This is a genomic window from Corynebacterium tuscaniense DNF00037 (assembly GCF_000759055.1).
In the GTDB taxonomy this organism is placed as follows: Bacteria; Actinomycetota; Actinomycetes; order Mycobacteriales; family Mycobacteriaceae; genus Corynebacterium; species Corynebacterium tuscaniense.
The window spans coordinates 1-23928 of record NZ_JRNG01000026.1 but is presented as its reverse complement, the minus strand read 5'-3'; the positions used below and the strand labels follow the sequence as shown (position 1 = coordinate 23928).

At 60.3% G+C, this 23928-nt stretch carries 24 protein-coding genes, 1 tRNA gene and 1 pseudogene; 13 read left to right on the top strand and 13 right to left on the bottom strand.

What is annotated here, in order from left to right:
• Positions 1-133 precede the first annotated feature (133 nt).
• Both mfd and HMPREF2129_RS07025 read left to right on the top strand, forming a co-directional pair.
• On the top strand, positions 134-3757 hold the full coding sequence (gene mfd / locus HMPREF2129_RS07030) for a transcription-repair coupling factor (protein WP_034664747.1): 3624 nt from the start codon (positions 134-136) through the stop codon (positions 3755-3757).
• A gap of 66 nt (positions 3758-3823) precedes the next feature.
• Positions 3824-5035 carry an ATP-binding protein gene (locus tag HMPREF2129_RS07025; RefSeq protein ID WP_034664745.1) on the top strand — a complete coding sequence of 404 codons (1212 nt, stop codon included), beginning with the start codon at positions 3824-3826 and terminating at the stop codon, positions 5033-5035.
• Between the two features lie 17 nt (positions 5036-5052).
• On the opposite strand, the gene HMPREF2129_RS07020 is transcribed toward HMPREF2129_RS07025, so the two are convergent.
• Positions 5053-5679, bottom strand: coding sequence for a CPBP family intramembrane glutamic endopeptidase (locus HMPREF2129_RS07020; protein ID WP_034664743.1), 627 nt, complete (start codon positions 5677-5679; stop codon positions 5053-5055).
• Between the two features lie 55 nt (positions 5680-5734).
• Between HMPREF2129_RS07020 and HMPREF2129_RS07015 the strand changes: the two genes are divergently transcribed.
• A tRNA-Leu gene (locus tag HMPREF2129_RS07015) sits at positions 5735-5808 on the top strand.
• Here the strand turns inward: HMPREF2129_RS07015 and HMPREF2129_RS10650 are convergent.
• The gene (locus HMPREF2129_RS10650; RefSeq protein ID WP_052092946.1) at positions 5783-7216 is read right to left on the bottom strand and encodes an amidase; all 1434 of its coding nucleotides are present in this window, start codon (positions 7214-7216) and stop codon (positions 5783-5785) included. The genes HMPREF2129_RS07015 and HMPREF2129_RS10650 overlap by 26 nt on opposite strands.
• A gap of 13 nt (positions 7217-7229) precedes the next feature.
• Positions 7230-8243, bottom strand: a complete 1014-nt coding sequence (locus HMPREF2129_RS07005; RefSeq protein ID WP_034664739.1) for a suppressor of fused domain protein — start codon at positions 8241-8243, stop codon at positions 7230-7232.
• A gap of 154 nt (positions 8244-8397) precedes the next feature.
• Between HMPREF2129_RS07005 and HMPREF2129_RS07000 the strand changes: the two genes are divergently transcribed.
• A complete protein-coding gene (locus tag HMPREF2129_RS07000) occupies positions 8398-9240 on the top strand; it encodes a Bax inhibitor-1/YccA family protein (RefSeq protein ID WP_034664736.1) in 843 nt (280 codons plus the stop codon).
• A 451-nt stretch (positions 9241-9691) separates the two neighbouring features.
• Here the strand turns inward: HMPREF2129_RS07000 and HMPREF2129_RS06995 are convergent, their stop codons facing one another.
• From HMPREF2129_RS06995 to HMPREF2129_RS06985, 3 genes are all read right to left on the bottom strand, one after another.
• Positions 9692-10213 (bottom strand): hypothetical protein, encoded by a 522-nt coding sequence (locus tag HMPREF2129_RS06995; protein ID WP_034664734.1) that lies wholly within the window; start codon positions 10211-10213, stop codon positions 9692-9694.
• A 64-nt stretch (positions 10214-10277) separates the two neighbouring features.
• A complete protein-coding gene (gene greA / locus HMPREF2129_RS06990) occupies positions 10278-10799 on the bottom strand; it encodes a transcription elongation factor GreA (protein ID WP_034664732.1) in 522 nt (173 codons plus the stop codon).
• Positions 10800-10895: 96 nt separating this feature from the next.
• Positions 10896-11381, bottom strand: coding sequence for a DUF4307 domain-containing protein (locus HMPREF2129_RS06985; protein WP_034664729.1), 486 nt, complete (start codon positions 11379-11381; stop codon positions 10896-10898).
• 74 nt (positions 11382-11455) lie between these two features.
• On the opposite strand from HMPREF2129_RS06985, the gene mca reads away from it, so the two are divergent.
• The 3 genes from mca to HMPREF2129_RS06970 are packed head-to-tail and all read left to right on the top strand — an operon-like array spanning position 11456 to position 13430.
• Positions 11456-12322, top strand: coding sequence for a mycothiol conjugate amidase Mca (mca, locus tag HMPREF2129_RS06980; RefSeq protein ID WP_034664726.1), 867 nt, complete (start codon positions 11456-11458; stop codon positions 12320-12322).
• 13 nt (positions 12323-12335) lie between these two features.
• Positions 12336-12626: a hypothetical protein gene (locus HMPREF2129_RS06975; RefSeq protein WP_034664723.1), complete on the top strand. Its 291-nt coding sequence runs from the start codon at positions 12336-12338 to the stop codon at positions 12624-12626.
• Positions 12627-12659: 33 nt separating this feature from the next.
• Entirely contained in the window at positions 12660-13430 is a 771-nt protein-coding gene (locus tag HMPREF2129_RS06970; protein WP_034664761.1) for an isoprenyl transferase, read from the top strand.
• Between the two features lie 24 nt (positions 13431-13454).
• On the opposite strand, the gene coaA is transcribed toward HMPREF2129_RS06970, so the two are convergent.
• Positions 13455-14381 (bottom strand): type I pantothenate kinase, encoded by a 927-nt coding sequence (gene coaA / locus HMPREF2129_RS06965; RefSeq protein WP_034664758.1) that lies wholly within the window; start codon positions 14379-14381, stop codon positions 13455-13457.
• 167 nt (positions 14382-14548) lie between these two features.
• Between coaA and glyA the strand changes: the two genes are divergently transcribed.
• Complete coding sequence (gene glyA / locus HMPREF2129_RS06960; protein WP_034664721.1) at positions 14549-15838, top strand: serine hydroxymethyltransferase; 1290 nt, start codon at positions 14549-14551, stop codon at positions 15836-15838.
• A 12-nt stretch (positions 15839-15850) separates the two neighbouring features.
• Here the strand turns inward: glyA and HMPREF2129_RS06955 are convergent, their stop codons facing one another.
• The 4 genes from HMPREF2129_RS06955 to HMPREF2129_RS06940 are packed head-to-tail and all read right to left on the bottom strand — an operon-like array spanning position 15851 to position 18800.
• Positions 15851-16585: an amino acid ABC transporter ATP-binding protein gene (locus tag HMPREF2129_RS06955; protein ID WP_034664718.1), complete on the bottom strand. Its 735-nt coding sequence runs from the start codon at positions 16583-16585 to the stop codon at positions 15851-15853.
• The gene (locus HMPREF2129_RS06950) at positions 16586-17257 is read right to left on the bottom strand and encodes an amino acid ABC transporter permease (RefSeq protein WP_034664716.1); all 672 of its coding nucleotides are present in this window, start codon (positions 17255-17257) and stop codon (positions 16586-16588) included. It lies immediately after the preceding gene.
• Positions 17247-17900 carry an amino acid ABC transporter permease gene (locus HMPREF2129_RS06945; protein ID WP_034664714.1) on the bottom strand — a complete coding sequence of 218 codons (654 nt, stop codon included), beginning with the start codon at positions 17898-17900 and terminating at the stop codon, positions 17247-17249. The genes HMPREF2129_RS06950 and HMPREF2129_RS06945 overlap by 11 nt, the downstream gene beginning before the upstream one ends.
• A gap of 3 nt (positions 17901-17903) precedes the next feature.
• A complete protein-coding gene (locus HMPREF2129_RS06940; protein WP_034664712.1) occupies positions 17904-18800 on the bottom strand; it encodes a transporter substrate-binding domain-containing protein in 897 nt (298 codons plus the stop codon).
• 218 nt (positions 18801-19018) lie between these two features.
• Here HMPREF2129_RS06940 and HMPREF2129_RS06935 point away from each other — a divergent pair, with 218 nt between their 5' ends.
• Entirely contained in the window at positions 19019-19909 is an 891-nt protein-coding gene (locus HMPREF2129_RS06935) for an HtaA domain-containing protein (protein ID WP_034664710.1), read from the top strand.
• A gap of 19 nt (positions 19910-19928) precedes the next feature.
• On the opposite strand, the gene HMPREF2129_RS06930 is transcribed toward HMPREF2129_RS06935, so the two are convergent.
• On the bottom strand, positions 19929-20300 hold the full coding sequence (locus HMPREF2129_RS06930) for a DUF5997 family protein (RefSeq protein ID WP_052092941.1): 372 nt from the start codon (positions 20298-20300) through the stop codon (positions 19929-19931).
• 22 nt (positions 20301-20322) lie between these two features.
• Between HMPREF2129_RS06930 and HMPREF2129_RS06925 the strand changes: the two genes are divergently transcribed.
• The 4 genes from HMPREF2129_RS06925 to HMPREF2129_RS06910 all read left to right on the top strand — a co-directional run bounded on the left by HMPREF2129_RS06925 (position 20323) and on the right by HMPREF2129_RS06910 (position 23677).
• Complete coding sequence (locus HMPREF2129_RS06925; RefSeq protein ID WP_034664705.1) at positions 20323-20988, top strand: type 2 periplasmic-binding domain-containing protein; 666 nt, start codon at positions 20323-20325, stop codon at positions 20986-20988.
• A gap of 70 nt (positions 20989-21058) precedes the next feature.
• Complete coding sequence (locus tag HMPREF2129_RS06920) at positions 21059-21613, top strand: LGFP repeat-containing protein (RefSeq protein ID WP_034664702.1); 555 nt, start codon at positions 21059-21061, stop codon at positions 21611-21613.
• A gap of 131 nt (positions 21614-21744) precedes the next feature.
• Complete coding sequence (locus HMPREF2129_RS06915) at positions 21745-23088, top strand: PhoH family protein (RefSeq protein WP_034664699.1); 1344 nt, start codon at positions 21745-21747, stop codon at positions 23086-23088.
• Between the two features lie 43 nt (positions 23089-23131).
• Complete coding sequence (locus tag HMPREF2129_RS06910; RefSeq protein WP_034664697.1) at positions 23132-23677, top strand: GNAT family N-acetyltransferase; 546 nt, start codon at positions 23132-23134, stop codon at positions 23675-23677.
• 6 nt (positions 23678-23683) lie between these two features.
• Here HMPREF2129_RS06910 and HMPREF2129_RS11135 read toward each other — a convergent pair.
• A pseudogene (locus tag HMPREF2129_RS11135) lies at positions 23684-23928 on the bottom strand (MFS transporter); the annotation flags it as partial.

Below are 23928 nucleotides of genomic sequence, written 5' to 3'. Positions count from 1 at the left end.
GTCTTTCCCCATGGTGTAATTGGCAACACTACGGTTTTTGGTACCGTCATTCTAGGTTCGAGTCCTGGTGGGGAAGCTTTTTTATTGCCTGACTTGTACTGCAGAAAGCGCGCACTGAGGTTTTATAGGGCTTATGGCACACGATTCAACCGACCTACCCATGCTGGCTGGGGTGCTCACCCAAGCCATGACGGATCCGAAGCTCACTGGCCTGCTGAAACGGGTGGGGGAGGAATCGCTCCACATCACGGGCATTGATCAAGTGCGGCCGTGGGCGACGGGCACGATTGCGCGTAAGGCGCCCGTGCTGCTGATAACGGCAACGGGGCATGAGGCGGAGGATCTTTCCGCGGAGCTCGCCGCGATGTTGGGGCGCGATGCTGTGGCTCTCATGCCGGCGTTTGAGACCTTGCCGCATGAGCGACTCTCGCCCGCGGCTGACGTTGTGGGCAAACGCAACAAAGTTGTGCACGAGCTGGATCAGACCCGCGTGGTGGTGGCGTCCGCGCGCGCGGCCTGCCAGCCAGTGTTGCCACCGGTAGAACCTGTCGTGGTGGCCGTTGAAGAAGAACATGATTTCGGTGAACTGACCCAGCGCCTCGTGGACCTCGCATATAACCACGTGGACATGGTGGCTAGCCGCGGCGAATTTGCCACGCGTGGTGGCATCATCGACGTGTTCCCAACGACCTCTGAACACCCCGTCCGCATCGAATTCTGGGGTGATGAGGTCACCGAATTGCGTTCCTTCGCCGTCGCCGATCAGCGCACCATCGAAGACATCAAAGCGGTTCATCTGCACCCCGCGCGCCAATTGCTTATCGACGCCTCAGTGAGCACCCGCGCCACCACCCTCGCCCAGTCCTATCCGGGCAACCGCACCTTGGTGGAGATGCTCGAGCGGATTGCGGGCGGCTCCTATCCGGACGGGATGGAGGCGCTCATCCCGGCGCTGACGGACCAGCCCTTTGAAGTGCTGCCGGCGCTCATGCCTGCTGGGTCTGTCGTGTTGGTGACATCCCCGGAGAAGGTACGCACCCGTATTGCTGATCTGCAGGCCACTGATGAGGAATTCCTTGAAGCTGGGTGGGAGGCCGCCGCGATGGGGGCCGAAGGCCCGGTGGCTGCCGAGGGCCTGGATGTTTCGGCGAGCTCGTACCGCTCCTGTGAATCCTTGGAGGCCTCCGCACTGAAGTCCGGAAATGCGTGGTGGACCTTCGCGCCACCGGGGATGGGCATGGCGGATGAGATCACCTTGCCCCTGGAATTTGAGCCGGCGCCGGCCCCCAAAGGTGACCTGAAAGAAATTGAAGCGCTGTACGGCAAGATCAAACTGCACTTGCAGAACGGTGGTCATGCAGCGTTTGTTGCACCCGCCAAGGGAACAATCGACCGCATGGCGGACCGGCTGCGTGAAAATGGTGTGTCCGCGCGCATTGCCACCCAGGGGCTTGAACCCGTCGATGGGCAGGTCACGCTGTACCAGGGGATTTCCCATGCCGGCCTGACCTTCACCGGGCCTGGTCTAGTCGTGTTCACCGAGACCGATGTGACGGGCAACCGCGTGGGAGATATCGCTGGTGCGAAACGCCGCGCCCCGCGCCGCCGCAACCGCGTTGATCCGCTGGCTTTGAAGCCGGGGGATTATGTGGTGCATGACACCCACGGCATCGGCAAGTTCGTCAAGATGGCGGAGCGCACAGTTGGCGACGCCCGCCGCGAATACATCGTGCTGGAATACCAGCCCGCCAAGCGCGGCCAGCCCGGCGACCAGCTGTGGGTTCCTATGGACTCGCTGGACCTGCTGAGTAAGTACACCGGCGGGGAAAGCCCAAGTCTGTCCAAGATGGGTGGGTCGGACTGGAAGAACACCAAGCGGAAAGCGCGCGCTGCCGTGCGCGAGATTGCCGCCGAGCTCATCGAGCTCTACGCCAAGCGCGCTTCCGCACCGGGCTACGCCTTCGCCCCCGATTCGCCCTGGCAGCTGGAGATGGAAGACAACTTCCCCTTCGTGGAAACCGAAGACCAGATGGCTGCCATCGAGGCCGTGAAGGAGGACATGGAGAAGCCATCGCCGATGGACCGCGTCATCGTCGGTGACGTGGGCTTTGGCAAGACCGAAGTGGCGGTGCGCGCCGCGTTCAAGGCCGTGCAGGACGGAAAGCAGGTAGCGGTGCTCGTGCCCACGACACTGCTGTCCCAGCAGCACTACGCCACCTTCACCCAGCGCATGGATGGTTTTGGCGTGGAGATCCGGGAGCTATCCCGTTTCACCACGGGTGCAGAGGCGAAGAAGACGCTTCAAGGGCTAGCGGATGGTTCCGTCGATATTGTGATTGGCACCCACCGTCTCCTGCAGACAGGCGTGCAGTGGAAGAACCTGGGCCTCATCGTGGTGGATGAGGAGCAGCGCTTCGGTGTGGAACACAAGGAGCACATCAAGGCGCTCAAATCCCACGTGGACGTGCTCACCATGACGGCGACGCCAATCCCGCGCACCTTGGAGATGTCCCTAACAGGTATCCGCGAGATGACCTCCATTACCACCCCGCCTGAGGATCGTCACCCGGTGCTCACCTACGTGGGTGCGCAGGAGGACAAGCAGATAGCGGCCGCGATCCGCCGCGAATTGCTTCGCGACGGCCAGGTCTTCTACATCCACAACAAAGTCGCCGACATTGAGAAAACAGCACGCCACCTGCGTGAGTTGGTGCCTGAAGCGCGCATCGTCGTGGCGCATGGCCAGATGGGTGAGCAACTGCTGGAACAAACCGTGCAGGGTTTCTGGAACCGCGAGTACGACGTGCTGGTGTGCACCACCATCGTGGAAACCGGCCTGGATATCGCCAACGCAAACACCCTCATCGTGGAAAACGCCCAGAACATGGGCTTGTCCCAGCTGCACCAGCTGCGCGGCCGCGTGGGGCGGTCCCGTGAGCGTGGCTACGCCTACTTCCTGTACCCCAAGGACAAGGTGCTCACGGAGACGTCTTACGACCGTCTGGCCACCATCGCACAGCACAACGACCTGGGTGCCGGCATGGCCGTGGCACAGAAGGACCTGGAGATGCGCGGTGCCGGTAACGTTTTAGGTGCGGAACAGTCTGGCCACATCGCTGGTGTGGGCTTTGACATGTACGTCCGCCTCGTCGGTGAAGCAGTGGAAACTTTCAAGTCCCTCATGTCCGGGGAAGTGGTGGACGCCACCGACCAAGGCCCGAAAGAGATTCGCATCGACTTGCCTGTGGACGCCCACATTCCGGAGTCCTACATCAACTCCGAGCGCCTCCGCCTGGAAAGCTACCGCAAGCTCGCTGCCGCGCGCGATAGCGCTGAGCTGGCCCAGGTCGCCGAAGAACTCACCGACCGCTTCGGTGAAATGCCCGAGGAAGTCTCACGTCTCTTCGCGGTGGCGCGGCTCCGCCACCAGGCACGACGTGCCGCTGTTTCCGACATCACCATGCAGGGCACCCGCCTGAAGTTCCACCCAGTGGACATGCCCGATTCCAAGCAGGTGCGCCTCAAGCGCCTGTACCCGGGATCCAATTACCGCGCGGCTGCCAAGGCAGTGCAGGTGCCGTTCCCACGCGAAGGCGGTGCGAAGCCGGCGCTCAATGCACCCAACCTCCGGGACGAAGAGCTCTTGCAGTGGGTCGCAGACTTCCTCTCTGCGATCTTTGATGTGGAGGAGGTTTCGGTGCGGGGCGGTGACGTCGACAAGCAAAAAGGCAAGCGTGTGTTCTCAGTGAGTGAGTAGAAAAGGTACGACCATACTCGTAACTTTGGTGCTTTTTGAGAAAAGTTGCGACTATACTCGTAACCTGTGAACCTTCTTCCGCGTCCGCAATACCTTCAAGAACTCGCTGCAATCACTGGGAATGACTTTGTCCGCCTGGTTACGGGAGTGCGTCGTGCCGGCAAGTCATCGCTGCTGCATTTGTATCGTGAGCATCTTGTGGAGCAGGGAGTTGACCCACGCGCGATTCTCACGATCAATTTTGAGGACGTGACCTTTGACCCTCTTCGCCAGCCCCAGGCTTTTCATGAGTATGTCCTAGATCGTGTGAAGCACGGTGTCACGCATCTGCATGTCGATGAGGTTCAGGAGTTGGGGGACTGGGCTCGGATGATCAACTCACTGCGAACAACACAGAATATTGAGATCTGTGCGACGGGTTCGAATGCTTCCATGTTTTCGGGGGAAGGGCTGACATACCTTGCGGGGCGCTACGTGTCGCTGGAGGTGTTCCCGCTGTCGCTTGCGGAGTTCCGTCAGTTCACGGGGGTCAGCGACAGTGAATCGGTGGAGGAAAGCTACCAACGCTGGATGACCACCGGTGGGTTTGCTCGCAGTGTCCTGGAGTCCTCGCCTGAGATCGCGCGCCAGCTCAACAGGGATTTGTTCGACTCGATCTTCACACGCGACATCGCCTTGCGTGGTCAGGTGCGTGATACTGCCACCTTCATCAAAGTCGCAGCATTCGTACTGGATAATGCAGGTTCGCCACTATCGGCGAACAAGATTGCCAACACTTTGAAGTCGGAGGGCGTGAAGGTGAGCACCGACACCGTGGACCGCTACCTCCAGCTCATGGCGGATGCCCACCTGATTTACCCGTGCCACCGCTATGACACTCGCGGGCGCGGCTGGTTGAAAACAACGCCGAAATACTACTGGGTCGATGCTGGATTGCGTGACGCTCTTACTGGACATAAGAACACGAACACGGGACACGACGTGGAAAACCAGGTGTACCTTGAATTGCTGCGACAGCGCTTCGAGGTCCACACTGGAGTAGGCCCTGGCGGAGAAATCGATTTCCTCGCGCAGCGGGGTGATGAAACCCTCTTCATTCAAGTTGCGCTGACCGCTTTGGATGAGCAGGTACTTCGGAGGGAACTGTCCTCGTTCGAAGGTCTGCCGCCGGGATCCAGGTGTCTGCTGTTGACGGGGGACCGGCTTCCCCTTTCAACTGGGTACGTGCAGCAACTGAATGTCTTTGATGTTCTTGCGCGAAAAGTGTCGCTGTCTTAGGCTCGTGCGTCGGCGTACTACAACACCAGCGGCATCGCCAACAGCATCGTCACCGACCACGTGAGGTGCACGGCGATCGGGGAGATGACGCGCCGGGTGCGGGAGGCCTCATAGAAACACAGCGCGCCGAGGATGCCGGCGGCAAAGACGAGCAGCGGGACACCCATCCCGATGGTGATCAGGCAGTAGACGCCGGTGGAGAGCACGCCGACCGCCAGCTCATTGAAGCGGCCACGCAGTTGCCGGGGCAGCGCGTCGCGGTAGACAAGTTCCTCACCGATGCCGTTGATGATGAGCACCGTCAGCGTGGGCAGCCAGCCGCCCGCACTGGGCATGCTGAGCAGCTCTGTCACCGGCCCGGCCAGCAGCGGAATATGGCGCACCACAAGCGCGCCGAGTAAAAAGACCACCGCGAGCGCCCCACCCAAGGCCGCGCCGCGCAGCAGGTCTGCTGTCATCGGGCCCGCGAACGCTTTTCGGTCGCCCCACACCCACCACGCGCCGGCGTAGAGCGCTGCGGTGAGCACTGTGATCACGTAGAACGCCACCGTGCCGTCGCCGGCCTGGCGCGCGGTGAACAGGCCAAGCCCACCCAGCACGCACGGAAGAAGAACAAGCCAAGAACCAGCAGCACGAGCAGTCATGATGGAGCAATTATAGGGACGCACGGGGGAGTGCCGTACACTCATTCACCGATACGCCCCTATAGCCCAATCGGCAGAGGCAGTCGACTTAAAATCGATTCAGTCAGGGTTCGAGTCCCTGTGGGGGCACATGTGCAGGCCAGTCCGTCGCAACCTGCAGTTGGTGCGACACCTGGCACAGCAGCGGTTCACCATTGAACGGTCCCACGAGCTGCGCGCTCAGCGGCAGGCCATCGTGGAAGCCCGCGGGCACGGCAGCAGCCGGGTTGCCCACCGCGTTCCACGGTGACGTGAAAGACGCCACCCCGCTTGCCTTCAGCGCGGCTGGCAAAAATCCATGCGCATCCAACTGCCCAATGGGAACCGCCGGGTGGGGGACACTCGGAGTGAGCAAAAGATCTATCTCGGAGAACACCTCGCGCATGAGCTTCTGTCCGATCTCCGCGCTTTTCGCCTCCGCCTTGCGCACCATCGTCGGCGAGGTCAGGCCCGTCACCTTGCCCAGCCGCACGCCGCGCCGGGTACGTCGCTCCAGAAGCTCCGGGTGCTCAGCCATGTGCGTTTCCTCGCTGAAACCATTCAAATACTGCGGGACAAAAGACAATGCCAGCGCGGGTGGGTACGAAAAATCATGCTCAAACACGTCGTGGCCGAGATCCTTGAGGGCCCCAGCGGTCGTCTCCACCGCGCGCCGCGCAGGCTTCTTCAACACGGTGCCCAACGGCGCAGCCGTGCTCACCCCAATGCGCAACTTCGCAGGAGTTTGCTCTAAAGCCTCCATCAAAGTCGTGGGCCACGCTTCAGCCATATGCTTATCGACGCCTTCCGTACCCCCACCCACACAATCCAGAATTAGCGCCGTATCCTCCACATACCGCGTCAGCGGTCCGATGGTGCCCAGCGCACCCCACAGGCTGGCGTTCGGGGCAGCGGACACCCGCCCACGCTGGGGCTTCAAACCGAAGAGACCACACCAGGCGGCGGGCAGGCGGATGGAACCGCCACCGTCCCCACCAATCGCGGCGGGGACCAGGCCCGCAGCCACCGCAGCAGCCGTACCACCCGAGGAACCAGCGGGGGAGTACGCCGTGTTCCACGGGTTACGGGTTGCTCCGTTGGCCACCGATTCCGTGTACGGCCAAATGCCAAATTCCGGCATGGCGGTCGTGCCCACGATGACGGCACCGGCCTCACGTAAGCGCGCCACCACCGCGGAATCCGCGCGCGCTGGAGTGGTGAACGCGGCCCCGCCGAAGGTGGTGGGGATGCCCGCGATGTCGTTTTCCGCCTTGATGGCGATGGGTACGCCATGCAAGGGGCCCAGTTCCGCGCCGGTAGCAGCCTTCTCATCGAGGGCGTCGGCATCCGCGCGCGCCTCGCTGACAAGCACCGTGATGAACGCGTTGAGCGTGGGGTTGAATCTCTCGATGCGGTCTAGGAAGAAATCCGTGACCTCGCGCGCGGTCAGTTCCCCGGAACGTGTCTTGTCGGCGATGGCCACGACCCCGGCAAAAGCTAGATCCTCATGCATACTCATGCCCGAATGATAGTTAACGCGTGGGGTCAATAACGTGAAATTCCAGCGGCGCAGTGGTCATCCGGTACGTGCCTGGCACAGTGTCGAGCACGGCCAACATCTCGTGGCATGCCTTTTCAGTCAAGGTGACGCTCAGATGTGGTGGCTCCGCAGCTACTCTGCGCCGACGGTTCTCTTGAATGGCCGGCTGGTAGTTCACGGTCGTCTCCGCCGCGGTGGGGTCGGGGATGAAGCGCGCCCACGCCGCATCGCTTACCACTGCGAAATCACGTCCATAAGGAAAACGCCACCGTGCCGCCCGCAGCAGGTGCGCGGCAGCATGAACAGTCATATCAATACGGCCCGAAGGATCAACATCGAAATAGCTCGACGACACCACGCTTATCCGCGACCCCTCAACCGCCCGCTGGGTGGTCAGCTGGGCGTGGAAGGGAGCGTCGATAAGCATGCTCTGGCGCTGTGGGGCGGTGAGGCCAAGCGGATCGACCTGCATGAGCGCGGCGACAAATTTTGCCGGATCCCACGTGAGCGCGGCATCGAGCTCATCGGCCGTGACTCCAACGGCGGTGGTGAAACTGATCCGACCCGTTGGCGCATCATTGAGTGGCAACTCCGGGTCAGCCGCGAACAGGAAACCTGTTAGTTGGGCTCCCTCGCACACCGGTTTGTGGAGGTCAATGTAATGACCTGGCTCAAAAGGGGCGCGTACCGTGAGCGCGCGCAGCAGGTCCGCGGGCCAACTGGGCGGCGTGCCTGACTCCGCTTCGGCCGGCACACGCAAAGTGAGTTCTGTCTGAGTGCCCGCCACCGGCAGGGAGGAATTCGTCCGCGACATCCCGTGGGTGACGTAGAGAAAATAGGGGACAGGTGATGTGCGGTGGTACACGAGCACCGCGACTTTCTCCGTGAAATCCAGCTCACCGTGCACGGCAACCGGTGCACCACAGATAGCGGCCAGATAATCACGCAGATGCTCCCCACCGGTGCGGCGCCGGTTTTTGCCGAACAACCCGCCACGAAGATCCATGCCCCATAGTTTAGGCCGGTCAACGTAGTTGTGAGAAAAAGTTTGCCCACGTGGGAACGAAACGGCGGGGTGAGTCGTTGGACTATATGATCGGTGCTTACTGCAACCTTGTGAGTAACCGCACGGAGTTACCAATAGAAAGGATCGTCGGAGCGTGAAATCTTCCAATCCCGTTTTGACTCATCTGCCCGCCTTCCAGCAACAGGCCACCCACCACCAGCCGATGGGCGGCCAGCACACCCCTTACGGCCAGGACCCCTACGGCCAGCAGCCTTACGGTGCCCCTGCAGCATTTCCTGCACAGGGCGCTGAGCGTCCCATCACCGTCGATGACATTGTGACCAAGACCGGTATCACGCTGTCTGTCATCGTGGTCTTCGCGCTCATTAACTTCGGTATCGGCACCGTGAATGCGGGGATTGCCATCGCCCTTACCTTCGTGGGTGCCATCGGTGGTCTGATCACCGTGCTGGTGCAAGCTTTTGGTCGCAAGTACGGCTCGGCGGTTGTCACACTGCTCTATGCCGCGTTTGAGGGCCTGTTTGTTGGTGGCTTCTCCATGCTCGTGTCCGGATGGATGGTCGGCAGCGCTGATGCCGGTTCCCTCATCCTCCAGGCAGTGATGGGCACCGTCGGTGTATTTGCCGGCATGCTCTTCGTGTATAAGACCGGCGCCATCCGTGTCACCCCGAAGTTCACCCGCATCATGACAGGCTGCATCATCGGTGTTCTAGTGCTCGCGCTGGGCAACCTACTGCTCTTTGTGTTTACCGGCATGTCCCCGCTGCGTGATGGTGGTCCACTGGCCATCGTTTTCTCCCTCGTCTGCATCGGTCTGGCTGCCATGAGCTTCCTTACCGACTTTGATGTGGCTGACAAGCTGGTTCGCTCCGGCGCCCCGGCCAAGATGGCGTGGGGTGTTGCACTCGGCCTGGCTGTCACCCTGGTATGGCTCTACACCGAAATCCTGCGCCTGCTGTCCTACTTCAGGGACTAGCGTCAGGCCTCCGGGCCTGCAAAGACTGCCCGGCCCGCTGTGCGTACTCACGTACCGTAGCGGGCCGGTTTTGTGCGTTGAGTAGCAGAAGACATTTCTGCTTAGCCCAGGCTAACCGTGATAAATGAACTGCAATGAATCAACTGCAATGAACGAATTCCAATAAACCACGTCACGGACGGCGACATTACCAATGGGTAAATACGCCACCTGGTTTATTTGAAAACGTTCATTTGGGTTTGGGGTTTGGGGTTTGGCCACATCCCAGCCGGATTAAAACAGGTATCAGCCGGGTTCTAGCCCCGCTTTAGCTCCTCCGGTGACACGCCGTGCGAACATACTTTTGTTGCTTCACCCTTACTTAGCTCTTTTGTGCGCGGGCATGGGAAAACCCCTGGGACTATGCGGTCTCAGGGGTGAAACAGACGGTGCTGAGTAGCTCTAGATATCTTTAGTAGTCCGTCTGCGGGTTCACGTTCACACCGTCGATGGTGACATTGCCGAACACCATTGTGCCGTCAACAGCCTTCGGTGCGGACAGGGTGATCTGTGCGTTAGCCACCGGATCCTTGCCCTCACGGGTGCGGGTGGCGGTGCCGTGGGCGATCTCCTCGGACCAGTCTTCCCACACGATATTCTCTGCGAAGTCGTTCTGGTCCTTGCAGTTGAGCACGATGCGATTCGGCTGGTACTGAGTATTCGCATTACAGTCACTGTAGAACGGAGTGCCGTCCTGAGCAGTTTTGGCGATAAGGTCCGGGGACTTCAGCGCTGCCTCAAACGGATCATACGTAGTGGAGGTGGTGGTTGCCCCGTCTGCCTTGCCAGGCAGGGAGTCCGGGTTCTGGCTGGTGGCGGTGTCCACCTTGTGGTCGGAGTCCTGCTCATTCGGCGGGGAGCAGGCTGCCAAGCCGAGGGCGGTGGCAGCGGCGAAAGCAGTGATGGCAACCTTGCGGGAAGTGCTGATAGTCACGTCAAAAATCCTTAGATGAAAAAGTAGTGGGGGATATGCACGTTATTTCTGTGTCGCCGTGCGCTTATTTAGCGCGCGGGGTCTTAGCCTTAATCGAATCATACGGGTTAGCAGACACAATGGTCACCGAAATTTCGCGGCCATTCGGGGCCGTGTAGGTGCGGGTTTCACCTTCACGGGCACCTAGAACGGCAGCACCAAGCGGGGACTGTTCGGAGTAGGTTTCCAAGTGCTCATTGTCGATGGAGGCTGCGCGGGTACCGATGAGGAAGGTTTCCTTATCGTCTTCATCGCCGTTGTAGTAAACGTGCAGCACGGAACCGACAAGGGCCACACCTTCCACAACACCGGTGCGCTCAGTGGTGGAGTTAGCCAGCAGCTCGGAAATCTGCTTGATGCGGGCTTCTTCCTGGTCCTGCTGCTCGCGGGCCGCGTCGTAGCCGGCGTTCTCCTTGAGGTCGCCCTCTTCGCGGCGCTCGTTGATCTCTGCGGCGATGACGGGGCGGTTGTCAATGAGCTGTTGCAGCTCGGCCTCCAGCTTGGCCTTCATTTCCGGGGTGATGTATTGCTGCTGGGTTTCAGCCATGGATTGAACCCTCGTTTCCGTTAAATATCTCGGCTTAGTCGTTAGGGCATATTAGCACAGCTAGAGCTCATGCTTTTCTGCGATCCCCGCCTCACCTCACCGCGCCTCCGGATGCTCCGCAGTCGGGTCGAGGTACGGCGGCATGGTGGATGCACAACCGTAGACACCACCGTTGACGGGAAGGTCATTGACGGGGATGTCTACGTGCATGCGCTGGATGCGGTCGCCGCCAGCAGGGATGACAATTTCGCGGCGACCGATTTCGGCCATGTCGTAATTCAGGGAGGTGATGATGCAGTAGGACGGTTCCGCCATGGTGTCTTCCTTGCGTTCAACGTCGAACCAGACGCGGGAGGTTGTGTCGTCGACCCGCTCGTGGGACACCAGCGTGGCGGAAATGGGCTGCTCTTGGCGCTGTATGACGTAGCGGCCGAGCATGACCACGATGAGGGCAACGAGGATGACACCGATGATGGCCACAACCTTGCCCGCCACTCCACTGGTTTGGGGCTGTGGCTTCTCGCCGTAACGTGCGGCCGGGCGCGAGGTGGCGCTGGGGGTCGGGTTCGATGCGGTGCTCATCGTGCTCCTTTACTACTATTGTCTGCCAGTCAACATTATCCCCTAACCATTTCCGACAAGAGGTGGAGTACCACGTGACGGGCTATCGCTTACTGGCCATCCATGCGCATCCGGATGATGAGGCGTCGAAAGGCGCAGCGGCGATGGCGCGGTACGCGCACGAAGGCAACCGCGTCAAAGTACTTACGTGTACTGGGGGAGAACGTGGTGACATCCTCAACCCGGGCATGGATCGCCCGGGGGTAATGGAGCGGATCACGGAAGTCCGTCAGGAAGAGATGGCGGAAGCCGCGCGTGTGTTGGGCGTGGAGCATGAATGGCTGGGTTACGTTGATTCCGGTCTGCCAGAAGGGGACCCATTGCCGCCGCTGCCCGAGGGGTGCTTCGCGCTGGAGGACCCCCAGGAGGTGGCCAAGCGCGTGGCGGCGGTGATCCGTGAGTTCAAGCCCCACGTGATCATTACTTACGACGAAAACGGTGGCTACCCGCACCCCGACCACATCATGGTGCACAACGTGTCCATGATCGCGTGGGAGGAGGCAGGGAACCCGGAGTATGCGCCAGAGGTGGGTGAGCCGTGGACGCCGCAGAAGCTGTACTACACCCACGGGTTTGTTCCGCAGCGCATGCGCCTTCTCCATGATCACCTCTTTGGGCAAGGTAAGGAGAGCCCATATGAACCGATGCTCAAACGGTTTGAGGAGAATAATTCGGACATCATGCAGCGGGTGACCACGCAGGTTGAATGCGGTGACTACTTCCCGCACCGTTCCGCCGCCCTGCGTGCGCATGCCACGCAGATTGACCCGGATGGTCCGTTCTTGGTCTCCCCTCCAGAGGTGCAGGCAGAGCTGTGGCCGACAGAAGAATTTGAATTAGCTCAAACTCGCGTGCGTACGAGTCTGCCGGAGACTGATCTGTTCACCGGCGTGGAAAAGTGAGAGAGTGGTTTATATGACCTTGGATACTGCAACCAACCTGTTTTACTACGCGCAGCAGATGAACAAGGACGCCCCGATCGGCCCCGAGTTTGGCAAGGCTGAGCCCATCGGCGCTTTCATCGTCGTTGCCTTGGCAGTGGTGGTGCTGTCCATCGGCTGGGCGTTTTACCGGCGCTACACCCGTTTTAACCGTCGCCGCGCATTTGCTGAGGCGAATGGCCTCGATGTGTTCGACCGTGAGGCGATTGACCGCGCCATGGCCGAACAAGGCGTGCTCGACCGCAGGAAGCAGCGCTTCTTCTAAATCTCTGTTCTGCGCCGGAGTACAGTAGTGGCCGTGGCTATGTTTGACCGACTCCTCTACCCGTTGTACGAACGGCGTTTGAAGCATGAGTTGGCTGGCGTTACTCGCCCGAAGCATATTGCCGTCATGGCAGACGGTAACCGGCGTTGGGCACGCGAAGCTGGGTTCACGGACGTTGCTCATGGGCACAGGGTGGGGGCCAAGAAAATCGGGGAACTGATCCGCTGGTCCGCGGAGATGAACGTCGATGTGGTGACCATCTACCTTCTGTCCACGGAGAATCTCTCACGCACTGAAGAAGAAGTGCAGTTGCTCTACGACATCATTTCGGGTGTTGTGGATGAACTATCTAGTGATGATTTTGAAGCCCGCATTCGCCTCGTCGGCCACCTGGAATTGTTGCCTGATAAAGTGTCCGCGCGGATGCGTGCTGCGGCAGCAGCTACCGAAAATAAAGACGGCATCGTGGTCAACATCGCCGTTGGTTATGGTGGCCGCCAAGAAATTGTCGATGCCGTGCAAAATTTCATCCGGGCCAAAGCAGAAGAAGGCGTCTCGCTCGACGAGCTTATTCGTGATGTCTCGGTCGAATCCCTCTCCGAACACCTCTACACCTCCGGCCAGCCCGACCCGGACCTGGTCATTCGCACGTCAGGGGAACAGCGCCTTTCGGGGTTCCTGCTCTGGCAGTCTGCCTACTCGGAGATTTGGTTCACGGACACCTACTGGCCGGCATTCCGCAAGATCGACTTCTTACGCGCGCTTCGGGACTATTCGCAGAGGTCTCGGCGGTTTGGGAAGTAGCCCCGCGGGGCGTCGATAAGCAAACTACATCTTGCGCATGCGCACGCGCTGCACTGAATGATCAGCTGACTTTCTAAGCACTAAGGACGCACGCACGCGGGTGGGCAAAATATTCTCCACGAGGTTGGGAAGGTTAATGGTCTGCCAGATGGTCCGCGCTTCCGCCGCGGCCTGCTCATCCGTGAGCTCCGCAAAACGCGCAAAGTGCGCACCCGGCTCGCGGAACGCCGTGTTCTTGAGCTTAATGAAGCGGTCGATGTACCACCGCTCAATGTCCTCAGTGCGCGCATCCACGTAGACGGAGAAATCGAAAAGATCACTGACCATGAGCGTGGGGCCCGTCTGCAAAACGTTGAGGCCCTCCAGGATGAGAATGTCCGGCTGGTCGACGATCTGATACTCACCCTCGATCACGTCATACGCGTCGTGGGAATACACTGGCGCTTTCACATTTCTGCGTCCAGCCTTGACCTCCGTGACAAAGCGCAACAGATCACGGCGATGGTAAGACTCCGGAAAACCCTTCCGGTTCATCAAATTGCGGCTCTTGAGCTCATCCGATGACAACAAGAAACCGTCGGTGGTGACCAAGTCCACCCGTGGGTGCGAATCCCAGCGCTGCAAAAGAACCTGGAGCACACGCGCCGTCGTGGACTTGCCCACGGCGACTGACCCGGCGATCCCGATGACAAACGGCACATGCCCCGGATTCTCGCCCAAAAATGTCTCCGTCACCGCTGTCAACTTCTGGCGCGCACGAATCTGCAGATGAATGAGACGCGACAACGGCAGATAAATATCGGCGACCTCTTTCAAGTCGATCATCTCGCCGATACCGCGCAACTCCTCCAAATCTGCCTCACTGAGCACCTGCGGCATCGTGGCGCGGCGCTCGCGCCACGCGTCACGCGGGAAGTCCAAGTAGGGGCTGGGATCAGCTGGTCGCGGCATGAGCACCATTGTCGCACTGTCATGCGCGGGCCACCCGATCGGGTCCACGGCGCGGTCAACGGGGTGCCTTTCGGGCAATATCTGGCAATAAATTGAACGTCCCAGGGTGCGTTGGGGCACAATGGTGGGCACAAAACCGTGCAATGCGAAAGGAACAGGTGCAGCCCATGACGGACGACCTCCGCTACCAAGAGCTCTCCCAGCTCGACCCCGACGTGTACGAGCAGATCCTCGGGGAGGTGGCCCGCCAGCGCAACACCCTTGAAATGATCGCATCGGAGAACTTTGTTCCCCGCGCCGTGCTGCAGGCACAGGGCTCTGTCCTGACCAACAAGTACGCCGAGGGTTACCCGGGTCGCCGCTACTACGGTGGTTGTGAAAACGTTGATGTCATTGAGGACATTGCGCGCGACCGCGCCAAGGCACTCTTCGGTGCTGAGTACGCCAACGTCCAACCACACTCCGGCGCACAGGCAAACGCGGCTGTGCTTCACGCGTTGATCAAGCCGGGTGACACCATCATGGGCCTTTCCCTGGCACACGGTGGCCACCTGACCCACGGCATGAAAATCAACTTCTCTGGCCGCCTGTACAACGTCGTGGCATACGAGGTCGACCCGGACACCATGCTCATTGACATGGACAAGGTCCGCGAGCTTGCCTTGGAGCACCGCCCGCAGGTGATCATCGCGGGTTGGTCTGCATACCCGCGCACCGTCGATTTTGCTGCGTTCCGCGCTATTGCCGACGAAGTTGGGGCCTACCTGTGGACCGACATGGCTCACTTCGCTGGCCTTGTTGCTGCTGGCTTGCACCCGTCGCCGGTGCCGCACTCTGACGTGGTGTCCACCACGATTCACAAGACGCTTGGCGGCCCGCGCTCCGGCATGATCCTGGCTAAGGAGAATTACGGCAAGGCGCTGAACTCCGCTGTGTTCCCTGGCCAGCAGGGTGGTCCGCTTATGCACGTGGTGGCTGCCAAAGCCACCGCGCTGAAGATCGCCGGCACCCCTGAGTTCAAGGATCGCCAAGAGCGCACCCTTGAAGGTGCCCGCATCCTCGCTGAGCGTCTGACCGCCGCAGACTGCAAGGAAGTCGGAGTTGACGTGCTCACCGGCGGTACTGATGTGCACCTCGTGCTCGCGGACCTGCGTAACTCTGAGCTCGACGGACAGCAGGCCGAAGACCTTCTCCACGAGGTGGGCATCACCGTTAACCGCAACGCCGTGCCGAATGACCCGCGCCCGCCGATGGTCACCTCCGGCCTGCGCATCGGCACTTCTGCACTGGCCACCCGGGGCTTCGACCAGGCTGCGTTCACGGAAACCGCTGACATCATTGGCACCGCCCTTGCACAGGGCAAGAATGCTGACGTGGACTCCCTCCGCGCCCGCGTGACCAAGCTGGCCGAGCAGTACCCGCTGTACCCGGGCCTCGAGGAGTGGAAGCTGCTCTAGGGGAAACTGCCCCTAGAACACCAGCTGGTCGAGGAAGCGTTGCGCACGTTCTGATGTCGGCGCAGCGAAGAATTCCTCGGGTGGCGCGATTTCTACGATGCGGCCCGCGTCCATGAAGGCGACGCGGTCTGCAACCGCGCGGGCGAAGGCCATCTCGTGGGTGACCACGATCATGGTCATGCCATCCCGTGCGAGGCCGACGACCACGTCGAGGACTTCGCGGACGATCTCGGGGTCGAGGGAAGCGGTGATTTCGTCCAGAAGCAATGCCTTCGGCTGCATCATTAGTGCGCGCACGATGGCCACGCGCTGCTTCTGGCCGCCGGACAGCTCGCGCGGGCGGGCATCGGCTTTCTCGGCGAGGCCCACGCGTTCGAGCAATCCAAGCGCCCGAGAGCGCGCCTCGGCGAGATCCACACCCTTGACCACCTTTGGTGCGAGCAGCAGATTGTCCATAACGGTCAGATGAGGGAACAGGTCGTAGGACTGAAACACCATGCCCACGTCGGAACGGACGTCCTTGAGTTTTGTTGCCTTGGATGCGACATCGCGTCCGTTGACCAGGACCTGGCCGGAATCCACTGGCTCCAGCCCGTTGATCGTGCGCAGCAGCGTCGACTTGCCGCAGCCGGATGGGCCGATGATGGCCAGGACTTCGCCGGGGGCGACGGCCACGGAGACGTCGACAAGCGCTTTGTGCCCGTTGGGGTAGGTCTTGGAAACATGCTCTAGCGATATAAGTGACATCTAGCTCCACCTTTCTTCCAGCTTGCGCGCGGCGAGCGAGATGGGAAAACATACGAGAAAATACAGTAGGAACACCACGCCGTAGATCCACAGGGCGGCGGATGGGTATTCGAAGCGATTGGCGTCGATGATTTGTTGCGCCACTTTGAGCACCTCCACCACGCCAATCAGGGCGACAAGCGAGGTGGTCATGATCATGCGGTTGGTCAGATTGATCGTTGCCGGGAGCAGGCCACGCAGCGCTTGCGGCAGCACAACGTGACGGTACAGCGCGCGCCCCTCAATACCCAGCGCTGCCGCAGAGAGGTATTGGTGTTGCGGTACGGACTCGATGGCTCCGCGCACCAGATCGCCCAGCTCAGCCGTTCCCCACAGCGTGAACACAATCACCGCCGCGACGCTCGCATCCAGGTTCAGGCCCCACGCACGCGTGGCGTCAAAGTACACCAGAAACAGCAGCACCAGCTGCGGCATGATGCGCACAAACTGCAGGTAGGTCTGGGTGATGGCGCGCACAATTTTGCTTCTCGACGTCATCACCACCCCCAACAACGTCCCCAACACAACCGACATACCCATTGACGCCAAGGCGATCTGAATGGATACGCCAAGGCCCTGGAGGAGGCGAGCGAAGTTGTTGCCGTCGGCGAGCACTTGGAGATCAGAAAACATTCGCACGCACCTTCTTCTCCACCTGTCCTGCGATCAGTGACACCGGCAGCAGGATGATCAGATAGAACGTAACCAAAAGCAGCAACGCCTCACGCGTTTCGTACGTCTGGCCAATCTGCTCCTTAGCGGTGTACACCAGGTCCGGCAGCGCCACGATGCTGACCACCGAGGTCTCTTTGATCAGGAAGATGATGTTCGCAGTGATCGCTGGCAACGCCAATGCTGTGGCTTGCGGGGCGACGACGTAGCGTAGCGCCTGCGTCCGCGACATGCCCAAGCTCAAACTGGACTGCAACTGAATTGGGGCAACGCCCTCTAAGCCGGCGCGGATCGCCTCCGCCATGTACGAGCCACCCAGAAAAGCCAAACCCACCACGGCGCAGGTTTCGCTCTCCAGCACAACGCCCACCTTGGGCAGGCCGAAGTACAGGAAGAACAACTGCACCAGCAGGGGAGTGTTGCGGGAAAGTTCGATGTACACCCGCGCAATCTGGCTGAGCACGGGCACCTTGAAAAACCGCACCCCGGCTACCAGAGCGCCCACGATGAAGGCCAGTACGATGCCTTTGGCGGCAACCCTCACCGTGAGGAGTGCCGCCGAAGCATAGACCGGGATGTTCTCGGTAACGACCGAAAGATCCATGAGTTAGAGCTGTCCGCCCTCAACGACCAAATCATCAGCGGACACCGCGTCGCCGTAGACCGGTTTCAGGGTCTTCTCGTAGGCGTTGTGGAAGAAATTCTCCTTGCCCAGCTCGATCAGGTTGTTGTTCAGCCACTCACGCAGGTCGTTGTTCCCCTTGGCCACGGCACCCGCGATGGTGTCGGTCTCGCCCAGCGTCGGGATCGTGGCAGAGAAACCCTCCGTCTTACCGGCCCAAGCAAGAGCCTCCGTGTTGTCGGTAACCCAGGCGTCGCCGCGGCCGTCGAGAAGCGCATTCGTCGCTTCCGTGTACTGCTCAAACTTGGTCAGCTTGATCTCCGGGTGGTTCTTTTCCAAGTAGGCCTCCGCGGTCGTGCCCTTTACGACGATCACCTTCTTCCCCTCGAGCCCCTCAACGCTGTCGATCGGCGCATTGTCCGGCGTGACCGCCCCCAGCGACACCTTCATGTACGGGTTGGCGTAATCCACCTTCTCCGCACGTTCCGGAGTCACCGTGAAGTTAGCCAGGATGATGTCGACCTTGTTGGTGTCCAAGAACTCCACGCGGGAAGCAGCCTCCACCGGGACATACTTGACGTCCACGCCCAGGTCCTCGCCCAGACGGTTGCCGTACTCGATGTCATAGCCCGCGAACTCGCCATTCGAATCCACGTAGCCGAACGGGGACTTGTCCGAGAACACGCCGATCTTCACCGTGCCAGACTCCTGAATCACAGCGACGTCGCGGAAGTTCGGGGACGGTTCCGCGCCGTTAGTGGCAGCGCCGTTTCCGGAGTCCGCGGAACAGGCGGTCAGAGAGACGGCAGCAAAGAGAGCGGCGGCGCCAGCAGCAATGCGCTTGCGGGAGCCGCGGGACTTTCGGGACGAGAAGAGTGACATAGTGGTGAACTTTCTGTAGTGAACGGGACGCGGTTAAACCGCTTGGTTCAGTCAAACTACACCACTCTGTCTAGTATTGTGAAATGGTGTGTTTGACGTGCGCCTTTGTCTCACTGCTGCGCACTGGGCGATCAGCGATGCTCAACGATGACGATGTAGCACTGTGATAGGCTCGCCACCAGCAATAACCCGACATTTTTCGATCGATTGGAACACTCATGTCTCGTGCCTTTTTCACCCGAACTCTGCTAGCTGCTGGTACCGCCGCTGCCATGACCGCTGGCGTGTTTGTTGCGCCTCATGCTGTGGCTCAGGAATCACCCAACAATGCTGCGGCTACTATTCAGGACGCGTCCCAGGAGGGCCTGCTCAAGGCTGGGGATGTGAAGTCTGGCACCGTGTCCTGGCCGATTAAGGCTTCCTACCTTCGGTACATCCAGGGAGGTGGCAAAGGAAAGATCACGCTCTCCGAAGGCGTGAGTGCCACGGAAGATGCCAAGGGTAAGGCCACTAACTTTAACTTCCCCATTGATCCGGAGAACTCCCACATCGATGCAAATGGCAATGGCGAACTCGCTCTCTTGGGAAAGATTGAGTTCCTTGCCCATGAGGGCTTGGGGACGGGTGGTGCTTGGGGCCTGGATCTGGCTTATTCCAACTTCAAGATCGAGGTGAAAGGCACAAAGGGCAACATCATCGCCGACTACAATCTGAACGGCGCGCTTCCAGGTGAAAAGGATAATCACGAGAATAAATCACAGGCCGTTCTGGCTTCGTTCGATCTGCGCCGACCGCTGAAGCCTGAGGGGCAGGAAAACAACAGGAGCACCAAGCTTGTTCTGGAGCAGGGCGGGGCTGATTCGCTCCTGAACTACAAGAAGGGCCTGGAGCTCGATTCCGTGAACCTCGCACCACGCTTCGCTGATGAGGGCGATAAGCCGGTCGAGCCCGAGAAGGCAGAGGGGAAGGTCTATGACTTCTCCGGTGGCATCGGCTTGAACCAGAAGACGTTCATCGGCTTCGGCGTTGTCCTGGCGCTGCTGGCCATCCTGGGTGCCGTTGGTGCGTGGTTCGCCGGTCTCATCCCAGGTGTGCCGGCGCCGCGCTAAGCCGCGAGCGCAGGGGGGACTAGTCAACAGCAGGCGCGCTGCCACGCGATTCAGCGTGAATGCGGCGCGCCTCTGACAGCCATGTTGGCTGGTTGCTCAGAAGCTCCTTGATCTCACCGCTAGTTAGGGGCTTGTCCATGTCGTTGTTTTTCAACGCGGTGATGGAAATGCCCAGCTTTCGTGCAACCTCTGGCCGCGGGTGGGGGCCACTCAGGCGCAGGTCGGTGAGCCATTGCGGCGGATTGTCTTGCAGCTCGCGCAGCTCGGCGTGTGTGATGCCGCCTTCCTGGAATTCAGGCGGGGTGGCGGGCAGATAAATGCCCAGTTTCTTTGCCGCGGTTGCCGGCTTCATGGCGGTGCTAGACGGGGCGGTTGACGGAGTTTCGCTCATGCCCAAACGGTAGCATCGAGGCATGCTGCGCATTGCTTTTGTTACCGGTACGGAGCCGGGGAAGTGGTTCGCGCGTTACCGCGAGACCACGGACCACGGGCTGACGGAACTCCCGTCGGATGACCCGTTTGCGCTCGTTGAAGCGGGCGAGGCGGATCTCGCGCTCATGCGCTTGCCCGATGAGCGTGTCGGGGAGCCGGGGGAGACGTACCACCGCGTCAATCTGTACAACGAAGCGCCCGGCGTAGCTGTGCCCAAAGATTCGGTCTTCGCGGAGATGGGGGAGAAGCTCGCGCCGCGCGAGTTCACCGGGGAGATCATCAATTTCACCTACAGCGCCCATTCGCTTATCGACGATCTCCGGTCCGCCCTCCATATCGTCGCCGCTAATGTCGGCATCGCGTATGCGCCTGCCCCTTTGCTGAAGGTGTTGTCGAAGAAGCAGGTCGCGGTGGTGGAACTCACCGCGCAACCGAAAGGCATGAGCCCGACGGAAATCGGTTTAGTGTGGAAAGTCAGTGACGACAGTGATGCCATCCAAGACTTCGTGGGGGTGGCCAAAGGTCGGACACGGAACTCGTCGCGAGGTGCAGAGAAAAAGCCCCAGTCAACCAAGAAAAACGCACATCAGCGCCCCCGAAAGACTGCCCGGACGTTGAGGACGAGGCCGCACCGGAAACGCAGCTAGGTCTTTCTTTGCCTATGATTTGCATAGTCAGGACAAACGTCCTGCATTCAAAGAAAGGGGATTTCCCATTATGAACCGTAAGATTGCTGCTTCTGTTACAGCTCTTGCGCTGGCTGTTAGCTTGGCTGCCTGCTCGAATGAGGGGGATGATCAGGAGGACAAGAACACCACAGCAACTGAAACCACCTCCAGCAGTGAATCTGGTACCGCGGAAACGGACAGTGACACCGCGGAAAGTGATGCTGCGGACAGTGACACTGTTGAGTTGACCACCAAGGACGGCAAGAAGGTTCTGGTTCCGGCAAAGGCTGCAAACGCCACCGACGAACTCGGGCTGAAGGATTGGGGCGAGCCCGTCACAGTGGAATCCCGCGAGGACGGCACTACCTTCATTGCGTACGACGGTGGAAACAACATCGTGTACACCCCTAAGGTAGGCCCCGTCGCCATTGTGGGTGAGATTGCGCGCGTGTGGAAGGAACAGGGTGGCCTCGACTCTGAGATCGGTGCTCCTACGAGCACTGAGAAGGCGCTCGCGGACGGCACCGGTTGGGCCCAGGAATTCCAGAATGGCACTATTGAGTGGCGGGAAGAGAACGGAGTGTTCGCGGAGCACATTAGCTAGCGGCACGGATCACTTGTAACCGGAAGTTCATCTTACAGCGATGTAATTTCCACCTTGCTCCCTTAGTGTGACGGGTGCCGGGCACCGCGAAGACCGGTGACGGCTTATGCCAACCGCACTAGGGGAGCTACATGTTGAACCCTCCTGTTACGCAACTAGATACCTTTGAACAACTCACGCCTCCAACGGCGTTGAAAACCTACGTGGTGGATACATCGGTCTTGTTGTCCGACCCGTGGGCGCTGCGGAAGTTCGCAGAGCACAGCGTTGTGTTACCGCTCGTGGTGATCACGGAGCTGGAGAACAAACGCCATCACCCAGAGCTTGGCTGGTACGCCCGCCAGGCTCTTCGCTTTTTGGAGGATCTGCGCGCCGATTATGACCGGCTTGATCAGCCCATGCCCGTCAACGTGGACGGCGGCACGCTTCGGGTGGAGTTGAACCACCAGTCGCAGGACAACTTGCCGGCCGCGCTGCGGGGCAGTGAGAATGACAACCGGATTCTCGCGTGCGCCTACAACTTCCTGCAGGAAGGCAAGGACACCGTCTTGGTGACCAAGGATGTGCCACTGCGCGTGAAAGCCGGCGCTGTGGGTTTGCCCGCGCAGGAGTACCGCGCGCAGGACGTTGTGCTCACGGGCTACACGGGGATGGCTGAGTTGGAGGTCTCCGGGGAAGAGATCGACGAGCTCTACGCCACCGGAATTGCCGCCGTGGACACCGGGGATCTACCGGTGCACTGTGGCGTGCGGGTGCAGGCAGGTACGCAGTCGGCGCTGGCACGTGTTGCGCCGAGCGGCGGGCTGCGCCTCGTGCGCGGGGACATCGACGCCTTCGGGTTGTCCGGTCGCTCCGCCGAGCAGAGGGTCGCGCTTGACCTGCTTCTCGACGCCTCTGTGGGCATCGTCTCCATCGGCGGCCGCGCCGGCACCGGTAAATCGGCGTTGGCGCTGTGTGCGGGCCTCGAGTCCGTCCTGGAGCGCGGGGAGCACAAGCGCATCATCGTTTTCCGTCCGCTCTACGCCGTCGGTGGCCAGAACCTGGGTTATCTGCCGGGCGATGAGATGGAGAAGATGAACCCGTGGTCCCAGGCGGTCTACGACACACTCGAAGGTGTGGTCTCCGACAACGTCATGGAGGAAATCGCCGCGCGCGATCTGCTCGAAGTCTTGCCGCTGACGCACATTCGGGGCCGTTCGCTTCACGACGCCTTCGTGATCGTCGACGAAGCCCAATCCCTCGAACGCAACGTGCTGCTCACCGTGCTCTCACGCTTGGGGCGTGGTTCGCGCGTTGTCCTGACACACGATGTTGCCCAGCGCGACAATTTGCGTGTGGGGCGGCATGACGGTGTGCAGGCGGTGATCGAAAAGCTGAAAGGCGAGGACTTATTCGCCCACATCACCCTGACGCGTTCGGAACGCTCTGCGATCGCGGAATTGGTCACTGATTTGCTCGAAGACCAGGAACACTAGCCAATTTCAGGGTGGGCTCTTTTCTGGTTGTACGATAGGCGCCATGTCTGAACGCGATTTCACTATTCGCCCAATTCGGCCCGAAGACTACCCGCAGGTCCGTGAGATCTATGAGGCAGGTTTGGGAACAGGCCACGCGTCCTACGAAACAGAGGGCCCAACCTGGGCAAAGTTTTCCACGAACAAGATCATTGAGACTGTCTTCGTTGCCACGGAGAAAGACGATGATGATTATGTGTTGGGGTGGGTGGCGGCGGCGCAGGCGTCGTCGAGAAGCGTTTTTCACGGCGTGGTCGAAGACTCGATCTACACCCGCGAGGAAGCCCGCGGACGTGGTGTGTCGGGAGCGCTGCTGGATAAGCTCATTGAGACGTGCAAGGGCCTGAACAAGTGGTCCATTCACTCGTGGATCTTCCCGGAGAATGAAGGTTCCGCTGGGCTGCACATTTCCCGTGGCTTCGTCAAAGTGGGCACCTACCACCAGATGGCCAAGATGACCTACGGCGAGATGGCCGGCACCTGGCGCGACACCGATATTTATGAGCTGCTGTTGCCTAAACCGGGCGAGAGGCCTGCGGCGGACAGTTAGAGGCAGCTAGTCCACCGTTTCCTTCAGCTTGTCCTCGCGCACTGGCAGCAGCACGAGTGCCGCCGCGAGAACCAGTGGGATGAGCAGGAGGAAGATAGGGGTCAGGCCGTCGTTGTAGCTGCTCGCGATGACATCGCGAAGTGGCTGTGGCAGTTGATTGACCGTGCCCGGCGTCAAGGACTGAGCTGCGCCACCTTGGAAAGCCTCGGAGTACTGCGCGCCGTCGGGCCCCATCGCCGCGAAAGCGGCGG

Coding starts and splice junctions, on each gene's coding strand:
- mfd (WP_034664747.1), top strand. CDS start 134: ATGGCACACGATTCAACCGACCTACCCATGCTGGCTGGGGTGCTCACC.
- HMPREF2129_RS07020 (WP_034664743.1), bottom strand. CDS start 5,679: ATGACTGCTCGTGCTGCTGGTTCTTGGCTTGTTCTTCTTCCGTGCGTG.
- HMPREF2129_RS10650 (WP_052092946.1), bottom strand. CDS start 7,216: ATGAGTATGCATGAGGATCTAGCTTTTGCCGGGGTCGTGGCCATCGCC.
- HMPREF2129_RS07005 (WP_034664739.1), bottom strand. CDS start 8,243: ATGGATCTTCGTGGCGGGTTGTTCGGCAAAAACCGGCGCCGCACCGGT.
- greA (WP_034664732.1), bottom strand. CDS start 10,799: ATGGCTGAAACCCAGCAGCAATACATCACCCCGGAAATGAAGGCCAAG.
- HMPREF2129_RS06985 (WP_034664729.1), bottom strand. CDS start 11,381: ATGAGCACCGCATCGAACCCGACCCCCAGCGCCACCTCGCGCCCGGCC.
- HMPREF2129_RS06975 (WP_034664723.1), top strand. CDS start 12,336: ATGACCTTGGATACTGCAACCAACCTGTTTTACTACGCGCAGCAGATG.
- coaA (WP_034664758.1), bottom strand. CDS start 14,381: ATGCCGCGACCAGCTGATCCCAGCCCCTACTTGGACTTCCCGCGTGAC.
- glyA (WP_034664721.1), top strand. CDS start 14,549: ATGACGGACGACCTCCGCTACCAAGAGCTCTCCCAGCTCGACCCCGAC.
- HMPREF2129_RS06955 (WP_034664718.1), bottom strand. CDS start 16,585: ATGTCACTTATATCGCTAGAGCATGTTTCCAAGACCTACCCCAACGGG.
- HMPREF2129_RS06950 (WP_034664716.1), bottom strand. CDS start 17,257: ATGTTTTCTGATCTCCAAGTGCTCGCCGACGGCAACAACTTCGCTCGC.
- HMPREF2129_RS06945 (WP_034664714.1), bottom strand. CDS start 17,900: ATGGATCTTTCGGTCGTTACCGAGAACATCCCGGTCTATGCTTCGGCG.
- HMPREF2129_RS06940 (WP_034664712.1), bottom strand. CDS start 18,800: ATGTCACTCTTCTCGTCCCGAAAGTCCCGCGGCTCCCGCAAGCGCATT.
- HMPREF2129_RS06935 (WP_034664710.1), top strand. CDS start 19,019: ATGTCTCGTGCCTTTTTCACCCGAACTCTGCTAGCTGCTGGTACCGCC.
- HMPREF2129_RS06930 (WP_052092941.1), bottom strand. CDS start 20,300: ATGAGCGAAACTCCGTCAACCGCCCCGTCTAGCACCGCCATGAAGCCG.
- HMPREF2129_RS06925 (WP_034664705.1), top strand. CDS start 20,323: ATGCTGCGCATTGCTTTTGTTACCGGTACGGAGCCGGGGAAGTGGTTC.
- HMPREF2129_RS06920 (WP_034664702.1), top strand. CDS start 21,059: ATGAACCGTAAGATTGCTGCTTCTGTTACAGCTCTTGCGCTGGCTGTT.
- HMPREF2129_RS06915 (WP_034664699.1), top strand. CDS start 21,745: ATGTTGAACCCTCCTGTTACGCAACTAGATACCTTTGAACAACTCACG.
- HMPREF2129_RS06910 (WP_034664697.1), top strand. CDS start 23,132: ATGTCTGAACGCGATTTCACTATTCGCCCAATTCGGCCCGAAGACTAC.